We start from the raw sequence: 11,326 nt of genomic DNA on the forward strand, positions 1-11,326 counted from the left end.
ATGTCACCACAGACAAAACCTTACTCGATAAATATTACAATGGAGATCTGAAAAACACTTCCACCAATGTGATCTCCCCTGCGACCATCACATTTGCTAACACCACTGCCACAGGCAACAAACTCACACTCAACAATGCCCAAGGCACACTCAAACTAGAGGGTCTCAAGGCAAACACAGCCACTGGCTCAGACACTGCTAATGGCATAGCCCTTGCCCTTGGTTCTTCTCTTGTGAGTTCAAGCACGACTATCATTGGCAATCTCTACTTTGCTAATAATAACTCCATCAAAGTAGGCAAAGACCAAGGCGTGTATTACAACCTAAGCTTTGATACGACCAAACAAAGCAAAGCCAATAATGGAGTAGGCAACTATCTCCAAACCAATTACATCGGTCTTGGCGTGGGCGCTTCAAGCCTAAGTGCTACAGGTCTTGGCTCACTCCGGTCTATGGATAAAACAAATGGCAACACAGAAAATGGACAAACAAACGCTAGCACAGGCTATGACCCCGCTACAAAAACTGACACAGGAGTCATCACCCTAGCTACACTCGATGGAGGTCCTAGTAATGTTGGCACAATCAATCTCAACAACACAGGCGCTACCTTAGCCCTTTCTCCGAGCTATAGTGGAGTTACTACTGCTCTCAACGCCAACCAAAAAGCAATCAACAACTCTGGCATAGCAGCTTGGAATATCTTCAATGACTTTGATATCAGAGGCACAAGCCTAACAGGCACAGCAAACACCACCATCACAGACTTAAACTATAGTTTCTATGGCAAGACTGCTGATAACTCAGGCTTTACGATGGTCTTTGCAAAATCCACTGATAACAAGGGCTTAGCAACCATTGTGCCCAATCCATCCAACACAACCAATTCAGATAATACAGAAAGCACCACAGAGAATAAAAACTTTGATATCACAAACGCTGCCATTGCAGATACCATTAAAACTAATTCGACTAACAATCAAACCTATGGGCAAAATGCCTATGTTGCAAGCTCAAGCTTTGCCATCGGCCAATTCCTCACCACCTCCAAACTCGACCTCACCTTCATCGGCGCAGATTCCATCGGAGAATACAGCTCTACAATTGCTGCAAACAAAGTCACTAAAGTTGCCTCAAGCAATACAGGCTCTTTTTATAGTTTCATCAATGCAGGCACACTCACCACAGCTACCCCCACTAATGGTAGCACTGGCAATACAGACACCAACACACCCAATCAAATCTTAGCAGCCTTTACAAACATTGATAACTATGGAGAGCTCCGACTCCTAGGCACAAACCTAGTGGATGCTGACTTCTCTAACTCTAAACTCAATAAACTCAATCTGCAGTTTGACAACCGCGATGCCAATGGAGAAGAATCCAATACAGACAATGGCTATGCCACCTATAAAGATGCAAATGGCAATACCATTGATGTGACCACTAATGCCTTTGGTGCCCTCTCTGATTCGATTCTTAAAGTCAATAAATCTTCTTTAAATGGAGAGGTCAAACTTGGCGCTATCAATTCCAATGTTGTCTTAACAGGCACAGGCTCTTTGGGTAAAAACGCTAAAATCACAGGCACTAGCACAAGCGGTCAGATCATCTTAAGAAATGGCACCTTCACCTTTTCTAAAAACTACCAAACCCAAGCTAATAGTGGTAGTGCAGGGGCAAATGGTGGAGGAAGTAATGGAGACTCTTCTCTCACCCCAGCTGATGTAAAAACCTCTGATATTATCTCTTACAATAATTATGTCTATATCGATAATGCCACAATTGTTGCAGACAAATTCGATGGCTTTGGTTATGCTAAAATCTATTCTCCACAACTCAAAGCCTATGGAGTTTCTACCAATAATGTTGCTGTCTTTTATAATAAAGACTCTTCTCAAACCCTCTCTACAGATCTCACACGTGTGGGTAATTACAACTACACAGGCTTTAGTAATAATGCCAACGCACTCTATGGAAACATTGCCACAGCACTCACTACAATACCAGACAAAGATGGCAAATCCTCCCCCGCTCCTCTCACCATAACTTTCATTGGTAATAAATCCACAGGCTTTGGAGTGGCTAAGCCTACAGCTGATAGTGGAAATGGCAATACCACCATCAACTACACAGCCCTAGGTAGCTCTTTAGCTAATACCACCATCAATCTCATTGACACAGGCTCTGTGCTTGCAGCTAACATCAGTGGCGTCAATACAACCCCAGCTCCAGCTCCCACAGAAGGTGCCACAAATGGAAATACAAGCACAGCCCAAGATAGCACACCCCTTGCCCCCCAAGTCCCCAACAATACACTCAATTTCTATGGCAACACAGGGATCACACCCACAGAAGTTGCAAGCTCTGATAGTGATGGAAGCAAAAAACCCACACTAGATATCCAAAGCTCTAACCTTAAAATCGTTGCCACCATCAATCAAGCTAATGCGAGCTACTGGGGTGGCAAAACAGCTGCCCAACTAGCAGCAGAAGCTCAAAAAGCTAATGCGCTCAAGGCTGAAGAAAATTCTAAAACTCCTGAAAATGGCACTGAAACAAGTGGCACAGATGTCCAAGCCGACCAAGCTGATAGCAAGGCCCAAACAAGTGGCACTGCAGCCCAAAGCACCCCCTCAGTTCCAAGCGCTGAAAATGCACTCACTTCTGCTGCCCTTGCTGCTGCTGATACAAGCAATAACGCTCAGGTCTCTGAAAACACCACTGAAAGCACTCCAAGTGGCTATGTGATCAACTTTGATATTGGCTCTAAAGATGCAAGTAAATCCACAGCAGTCTATGACATCACATTTGATGGGGGTTATGCCTATCCTGACTTTGAAAATAGTTTCTATACAGGCACAATCCATAAGCTCAATGATCTCTCAACTTTCACCTTTAAAAAAGTAGGCTCCATCAACTCAGCCCAAATCGCAAATACACTTGCCCATATTGTCCTAGACCAAAGTATCATCAAAGGCGATTTCCTCCAGACCAATGCCACCATTGATTTTAGACCCATTGCAGATTCAGAAAAATACGCCCAAGGGATCGATGCACTCACAGGCAATATTGTCATGACCCAAGCTGAAAAAGATGGCTCTTTGGCTAAAAATATCTTCTTTGATTTCACAGGCAATACAAGAAATGATAAGATTGGCTCAAGCGAGACTAACAAGACCTATTATGTTGCAGGCAATGCTGGCTCGACCTTTAATTTCATCAATCTCACTAAAATTGTTCCCACATCTGATACCAAAGCACCCAATAACACTATCTATTGGGATGGAGACAGCACAACTAGCAATGGCACAGATGCACTCTTTAAGACCCTCCAAGACAATGGTGTCCATCTAAGGGCAGCTTCTAGTTCAGATAAATTTGGTGAAGTTTCTCAAAACTTAGCTGATGATGCCCATTTCAATTTCTATGGTTCAAATATCTATGGTTATAGTGATCAAACACAAGGGGGATCTACAAGGCATGATGGCAAGATTGAGTCTAAATATGGCATAGGGATCTATGTTGATAGCAGAGCAGATGGCTCAAGGCTTAAAATTGGAGGGCTCAATTCTGAACTCAACAAATCTTCACTCTATAATGTCTCAGAGATCAAATCCACCAAAGGGGGTGTGAGTTTAGGTCTGTATGGCAATGATGCCCTTGCTAGCACTGAAAAGACCATTAAAGTCTCCATTGCAGGAGATGATAAAGTCTTTAATCTCATTGGAGCCGGAGAGCCAATCACTTCTACTAATGCAGATGGCTCGCCCTCAACGACTAATCCCTTAGTTGCTGACATCACACTTGAGGGCAACTCCACAAATGGCACACTCAAAGCTGGCTCTGTGCTCGATATTGCAAATATTTCTTTTAAAGGAAGTTTCCTTACAAGCAAAGATTCCACAGCAAGTGGCTCTAATCAAGGAGGTTTTATCAAAGCTATCTTTGATGATACAGCCAAACTAGGAGAAGGCAGTTACATCGGCTCAAAAGATGGCTCTGTAAATGTCACCATCAATAACTCCACCCCTCCTACTAACACAACAGATACAAGCAAAGCCTCCACTTTTATCATTGGTTCAGGAGTCTCCACACTCAAATTCACCAACGCAGGAGTCATCAAGCTAGCCACTTCAGATAAAACCATTGTCGATAAGATAGACTCTCAAACTTCATCAGATGGCTCCACCACTGTTGCTACAAACACAGATACAACTACAACAAGCTCTGCTACCCAAACACTCTGGAATAAAACCTCTGAGGGCACAAAGTTTGCTAAAAACAGCAATGTCCAAAGCTCTGGGACTACCATCATTGGGAATTTCTACACAGACAATGGCGACTCCCTCAAAGGCTCTGCTTCTGGGACTTTCTTCAAACTCAGCTTTGATACCACCGACTCAAATAATGCCTCTTATTTCCAGACTAATATGATAGGTCTAGGAGTCAATGGCTCCAGCCTTTCAGCTGTGGGCTTGCACTCACTAAGAAGTTTAGATAAAACCTCAGATTCAGGCTCTACAGGCTGGGATAACACCACCCAAAAAGACACAGGAGTGATCACCTTAAAACTCCACGATGGCAACACAAACCCCATGAACTTAATGAATGTCAATCTAGTCAATACAGGCGCAAATGTAGCCATTGATACTTCTTATACAGGGGGTAAGACACAATACTCTGATGTGGGTAGTTGGAATATGTATAATAACTTCTACACAAGGGGGACTTCTATCACAGGAGATGCCACCTCTAATAGTTTTTATGGCACAGGTCCAAACACGATCAAAATGATTTTTGCCAAATCCACTGATACTTTTAAAGAACTCTATACAACACTAAAACAACAAGGAGATACCTATAATCTCTCTTTGAATTCTGATAAAATTGCTTCCATCACTAAACCCACTCCTGCAACAGAGGGCGATACAGAAAATAAAGACACAACAGACACGACAAATAAAGATGGCACAACTCCAACTCCACCCGAGACCTATGGACAAAATGGCTATATTGCAGAGTCTCAATACTCCCTAGGCGAGCTTAAAATCAATGGAGGAGTCGAACTCACATTTATTGGTAACCAAGCCTTGAGTCCAGACTATGCAGATACGATGGCTCAAGATAAAGTCACAGCCATCCTTTCCACCAATTCTAATTCACTCTTTAGCTTTATAAACGCAGGCACACTCACCACAAATACTGCTGAGACCACAGCTTCAATCAATAAATCTCTCGCAGCCTTCAATCAAACTGGAGGCAATGGAACCATTAGGCTCCTGGGGACTACCATCAAAGATGCTGATCTCTCTAAATCCAATCTAGGCTTGAGCGCTATCTTTGATCAAAGAAATGCTGATGGTGTCACCAAAGGAGCTAGTGGGGACACAGACAACAATAAACCCCACGATTATGAATTTGTACGTATCAAAGATGACAAGGGTCAAGTGACCAATCTCACCACAGATGCCTTTGGCACTCTCTCAGGCTCAATCCTTAATGTCAATAAATCTAGCCTTGATGGCACAATCACACTAGGGGATAATGCAAAGGCTAGCTATATTGCCTTCTTAGGTAAAGATGCATTGGGAGCTAATGGTAAGCTCATGGGTGGCAATGCTAATACCAATGCCTTCTTTGATGGCGCAGGGACTTTCAAATCCACCACAACTGGCGAAACCACCACACTCACAGAAGAAGCCTCGACTTTCAAACTAGACCCCATCAAAGGTTTCAAAGGCAATGCTTCTTATATCAACACTTCTGTGACTTCTGCCCTAGAAGACAAAGCAGGAGTGACCATCACCTATGACCCCACCACAGGAGAGGGCACACCCACCATCACAGCCACTCCATCAGTCCCAAGCAATAGCTCTGAAAATAGTGGCACAAGTTCGCCTACAAGCCCAAGCTCTAGCACTCCAAGTGTAGATGGCTCTAGCTCTACACCCACCTATGCAGATTCTGATAAATCTAATTTCAATCGCCTCACGATCACTTTCAATGATGACAAGCACACATTAGAAACCTTAGAAAAAACAGAAAATACTGATGGCAAAACTGAAAGTAATGCTACGGAAAATAGTGGCACTGAAAACACAGACACCCAAACCGAGGGAGGCAAAACTCAAGCAGATAGCAAGATCGAACTCAGCACAGCTGCCAAAGACTTTGTCAATAATCTCCAAAGCTTCAATGGCACAACCTATGGAATCAACTTAGACAAAGCCAATACAATGAGCCAATCTGTGGGCTATACCAATGGCGCAATGACTTTAAATTTCATCGGTAAAGACTCCCTTGTAGCTGGCTATGATAAAACTACCAAAGATGATGGCAGCATCTCTTATACTAAAAAATCTGATGGCACAGGTCTTGTGATTGCTAATGACAATAAAAACAATGTCTATAACTTCATTGACTTTGGTAAAATCGATATTGGACTCTTTGCAGGGGATAATGGAGTCTTCAATGGCTCGATTGGCTGGATTGGAAACTCCTTCCAAGTTGGCACCATTAGAAATGCACTGGGAACTCAAGAAAACTACCAAGTCATTGACTTTAACAACCTCCCTGATCCTGAAGTTGCGCAAAACATCTATCAAGCACAAATGGGTGCGCAATATATCATCTTTGATTTCCATGGCTCTACCAAAGCAGATGACAGCACACAAACAGGTATAAAGGCTTATAAATTCCAAGGCCAGATCAATGAGAGCAGCTATTCTAAAGACTCAGCTTATATCTTCAAAGACTTAGGCACACTCACACTAGCCAATAACACTTCTACAGAAAAGCACCAAGAGTTTGCCGATGCACTCAATGCTTTTATCAATGAAGAAAACAAGACCACAACTGATGGCTCAACAACTTATAAAAATATCACAATCAATAAAGGCACCATCGGTATCACAGACACCAAAGTCATCGGCAATATCATTGCCAATAAGGTTAAAGACAATACTCAAGGTGGAGGCAGCAGTGCAGGGGGAAGTAGTGGAGAGGGCTCTAGTAGTGCAGAAAGTGGAGGTAGCGCAGAGGTCAAATACTCCAAAGACATTGCGCTAAATCTTACCTTCTCAGATTCTGCCCATAATGACAGAGGGATCGATGCAAGCCTGACAGGGAATTTGATCGAAGGGGATGCGACTAAGACTATTACTTTCTTAGGTCAAAATAGTTTCAACAAAGACCTTGTCATCAAAGGGGGCGATGTGGCCTCTAGCTATAGCTTCTTTGATGCAGGCGTGCTCTCACAAGACCAAATCAATAATATCCTCTATGCAGGTGCTACAACTCCAACAGATAGCGCAGAAGAAAAGAAGGAAAAAATTAATGAGGGCACATTTGCCTTTGATGGAGCTACTGCTATCTATGGAGATCTCAATAACACAAGTGCAGAAGCTAAAAATCAAAGTATTCTCTTAGGCAATCAAAGCTCTGGTGTGCTTCTAGCAGGCAATACTTCTAAAGGAGGACTCAGTGGTCTCTCAGATATTTCTACCACAGCCTTAGTCAATGCAAAAATTGGTGTGGGCTCAAGGGTTGCTATTGTCAATAAAAATGCCAACTCAGTCTATGACTTCTCTTCCTTTGCCAAATCAGCTCCTGTGATTGCAGATATCAATCTCAACACAGCCACCACCGACCTCACAAAAGAAGGTGTGAGCGCAGATGGTATCACCAAAGCGCAAATCAAAGGCTTTGGAGGGAATACTTCACTCATTGGGGCTATCAATGACTCTTCTCAAACCATCACAAAAACTCAAACCACCACCCCAACAGCTAGAAGTGGCGATACCCCAACCACCCAAACAACCACACAATATGTGGCATCTTCTAATGCCTATGTATTTGGAGATTATGCTTCCAATAAAACAGCTACTTGGGTGCTCACAGGGGATTCAACCATTGAATATCTCTTTGTCTATAATAAAGATGCAAACCAACGCAATGCAATCCTAGATACTGCAACCTTTGCTCAAAATGGCTCTGTGATTGATTTAAGAGGCAATCGCGCAATGGGCAATACAGAAGCCATGGGTGGCGCAGCGCTCAATGGAGCGATTCTAGCAAATGCAGGACTCAGCGCTCCTACAGGCTTTACCCCCCATACACTCACAGCCAAAAATGCAGACTTAGACCAAGCTGTCTTTAGACTCGGAGTCGATACCATCACTTCACAATCAGATAAACTCGTGATCGATGGGATTGGTAATATCCAAGAAGCAATGGCAGGTATTGCAGGGGATACTAGCCAAAAAGGTGTCGATCGACAAACTAACCTCTTGCAAGTCTTTGTTGATAGGGGTGATGGCACAATCACTAGCCCAATCCTTTTAGCCACCATCAATAACACTCAAAACTCTAAAGCTGTCAATGCAGGTTATTTCCAAGCTGTGGGCTATTCACTCGGACTCTATCGCTATGTCCCAGTAGTCAAAGCCACAGCCTCTGTTGTTACTGACAAAACTGATACTACAGATAAAACACAAAGCGAGGGCAGTGCTACTGCCATCACAGGCGCAACTACAGACACTAGCACCACCACCAAAGATGACAACACCATCAATGGCACAGCTGTCTTAAATCCTAACGATAAGTCCCAAACACTCTATTATTATCTCACAGCCATGAATATCTCTAAAGATTCAGGCGCGATTAAGCCCTTAGAGCAATCATTGGGTGCTTTCTATCGTGGCTTTAGGATTGCAACCAATAACCTCAATCTCAGAATGGGCGAACTCAGAGGGATTGGTGCACAAGATGGCGTATGGGCTAGAATCATCAATGGTGCAGGTTCAGATAAATACTCCAACCAAGACTACTACACCACACTCCAAGCTGGCTATGACAAGAAATTTGATGTCAGTGGAGGTGTGAATTATCTTGGTGTGAGCGCTGAGGCAACTCTTATCTCTTCTAAAGGAGGGGGTTATACTTCTACAGGCAGAAACTTAGGACTTGGACTCTATAACACTTATATTATGGACAATGGCTTTTATGTGGATGCGAGTATGAAATATCTAAACCTAGGTAATCGCATTAGCTTCAATGACGCTAACTTGCAGCGCTTAAGCTCAGCAAACTCTGTATATTCCAATGCCTTCTTACTAGGGGGTGAAGTGGGTTATCGTTATGAAATCGATAAACTCCTTAGTGGCAATTCCAATCCTTATACTAAAGGCTATTATATCGAGCCCCAAGCAGAGCTCATCTATGGTTATATCCAAGGCGCTAACTACAATGCTTCGATCAACTCTGCACTTGTTGAAGCCAAACTCAAAGGGGACAATGCCTTTATCTCTAGAGTGGGTGCTGTATTTGGGAAGCATTTCAAATCCCAAACAGGTGTGCGCACAGATCTAAGACTTGGACTCTCTTATATCAATGAAATCAACTCAGGAGGCTCTTCAACCTTAGTCCAAACAGGCGCTAACACTCTAGCTAATCCTGATATCAACGCCACAACACTAGCTAATAACAAACTCAATGTATCCTTAGGGGTCAATGTAGTCATTGATGAAAACTGGAGAGTGTATGCAGATCTAAGTAGAACTTTCTTTGGTGTGTATAACTTCGATTACAATGCCAACATTGGAGCAAGAATGAGCTTTGGTCAAAAAGCTTCCAAACTAGAACGTTCCTTACAAAACAAACAACAAGAGAGCTTTCAGCCCAAACAAGAGCCCATTAAAGCCCAAACCAAAGCAGAAGTCTTAAAAGACAAACAAACCATCTCTTTCACCCAAGCACAAAAGGAAGGCAAAAAGACAGGCTGCCAAGGTTGCTTCCCAGAAAAAGGACTCTACCTCCAAGTAGCAGTCCTCACTCAAAACGACCCTAAGGCTACAAGCCTGATTGATAAGTCTTCTTATCGTGTCTATGACTTTATGTTTGAAAACAAAGATGCTAAACGTTACTTGATGGGACCTTTTAAAAACATAGACACCTTGATAGAAAACAAACCCCAAGCAGACAAGATTGTCCAAGACATTGACAACAATCCTAAGTCTTATGCTGTGATGTATGAGGTGAAGTAAAATCCCTTTGTGCGCCCTTGCACTTTTTATTTCTTTCAAAAAAGGGGGAGGGGGATTGCCTTTGCTCGCTCTAAAGCCAAGGGTGTTAAAAGACAGAAAAAAGACTACAGAAGTGCAAACCTCTAAAAACGAGTTGATGAGAAGCTTTGCTTATCATAACTCTATCCTTTAGGAACGAAAGAGGGCTTAGCTCTCTGTAGTGGTCTTTAGGATTCTTTAGAATCCCAATGAAATTAAATAGCAAACTAAATCAAATACAAAAATACTTTTAAAACTCTTTTATGAGAGGGGGAAGGGGGCTCAAATTGCGAAGTCCGCAGTGCTCAAATACAAATAAAAGAATTTCTTTTTCTTAGGAGGGGGAGGGTTCTACTTAGTTCAAGCTAGACCTCCCCCTTCCTAAAACCTGCCCCCACCCACTGCACGCAAAGGCAAAAGGCAGAAAAGCAAGGATAAAAAACCTCGGATTTAATTGCCTTTGCTCGCCCTCAGCAAGGGTGTTAAAAGGCAGAGTTAAGACTACAGAAGTGCGAACCTCTGAAAACGAGTTGAGCGACCAACGCAGTTGGGGCTAACTCTATCCTTTAGGAGCGCAAGAGGGCTTAGCTCGTGTGAGTGGTCTTAGGATTTGTAAAAATCCCAATGAAAATAGATAGGGGAGGATAGCGAGCTTCCCCCTCCATCGTATAATGATGGTTTGGAGAAAAAAAGAGTTTTTTCGGGGTTAAGGTCTTGACCCACCCACCCATTATGTTAGGGGAGGATAAACCCCTTTTTTGAAAAGGAGAGAAAAAGCCTTTTGGAAAAGAGAGAGAATAAAAGAGCTTTTAGCTTTTTAAATCGAAAGAGTAGGTCTTAAGATTTCACAAAGAAATCCCAAATCAACAAACCAAAACTACCCCAATGATTGTTATCAGCGAATCTTTAAACCAAGTTTAAAAACTCTTTGATTTCTCCGATTTTGTCTGTCTTTTCCCACGAAAATTCAGGCAATTCTCTGCCAAAATGCCCATAAGCTGCTGTTTTTCTATAGATAGGTCGGAGCAGGTCAAGACTCTCGATGATACCCTTAGGCGTGAGTCGGAATACCTTGCGCACGCAAGCTTCAATCTTTGCATCATCAAACTTTGAAGTGCCGTGCGTATCGACATAAATAGACACAGGCTCAACCACGCCGATAGCATAAGCAAGCTGCACGGTCGCTTTCTCGCACGCCCCAGAGGCCACGAGATTTTTAGCGACATACCTAGCTGCATAAGCAGCGCTTCTATCGACCTTGC

General features: G+C 43.0%; 2 protein-coding genes. One reads left to right on the top strand and one right to left on the bottom strand.

All coding sequences use genetic code 11. The features are described 5' to 3' along the window. Positions 1-68 precede the first annotated feature (68 nt). Positions 69-10,046, top strand: coding sequence for a hypothetical protein (locus BKH46_RS09575; protein ID WP_216358718.1), 9,978 nt, complete (start codon positions 69-71; stop codon positions 10,044-10,046). Between the two features lie 924 nt (positions 10,047-10,970). On the opposite strand, the gene BKH46_RS08875 is transcribed toward BKH46_RS09575, so the two are convergent. Continuing rightward, on the bottom strand, positions 10,971-11,326 hold a 356-nt coding region (locus tag BKH46_RS08875), incomplete at its 5' end, for a methionine adenosyltransferase domain-containing protein (protein WP_172402615.1).

The sequence above is a fragment of the Helicobacter sp. 12S02634-8 genome (genome assembly GCF_002272865.1).
In the GTDB taxonomy this organism is placed as follows: domain Bacteria; phylum Campylobacterota; class Campylobacteria; order Campylobacterales; family Helicobacteraceae; genus Helicobacter_J.